Here is an 845-nt window from a genome sequence, read left to right on the forward strand (position 1 = left end):
CCAATGGTGTTCCAAGACAACGAACATATTGGTCAAGGTCGTATGACATTGGAAGAAATTGTTGCGAAGCTCGATACTAATTCTGCTGCGAAAGATGCTGAAAAGCTCAATGCCAAAGACGCATTTGACGTGCTTGTGATCGGTGGTGGTCCTGCAGGTAACACATCTGCAATCTATGCCGCTCGTAAAGGTATCCGTACGGGGATCGTTGCTGAGCGCATGGGTGGTCAGGTCATGGACACCATGGATATTGAAAACTTTACATCAGTGCAAAAGACGCAAGGTCCTAAGTTTGCGGCTGAAATGGAAGCACACGTTCGTGAATACGGTGTCGACATCATGAACTTACAACGTGTGTCTGACATCAAAGGTGCGGATGAAACTGCCAACGGTTTAGTTGAAGTGACTTTAGAGAATGGTGCAAAACTTGAATCTAAAACGGTCATCCTGTCTACAGGTGCTCGTTGGAGAGAAATGAATGTACCCGGTGAGCAAGAATACAAAACCCGTGGTGTTGCGTACTGCCCACACTGTGATGGTCCATTGTTCAAAGGTAAACGTGTGGCTGTGATCGGTGGTGGTAACTCTGGTGTTGAAGCGGCAATTGACTTGGCTGGTATTGTTGAGCATGTCACTTTAGTTGAGTTTGATACTAAGCTGCGTGCTGACCAAGTACTTCAAGATAAATTGAACAGCTTGCCAAATACGACTGTCATCAAAAATGCGTTGTCTACAGAAGTTGTGGGTGATGGCAAACAAGTGACTGCACTGAAATACAAAGACCGTGCGACGGATGAGGAGCACATTGTTGAACTTGCGGGCATCTTCGTACAAATTGGTTTGTT

Annotated in this window: 1 protein-coding gene; it reads left to right on the plus strand. The window is 45.8% G+C overall.

The genetic code is table 11. The annotated features are described in order from the left end of the window. Positions 1–845, plus strand: an 845-nt coding sequence (locus AC1M9M_RS14800; protein WP_481596708.1) for an FAD-dependent oxidoreductase, incomplete at both ends; no start/stop codon positions are given.

The organism is Acinetobacter sp. ANC_7503 (assembly GCF_056780035.1).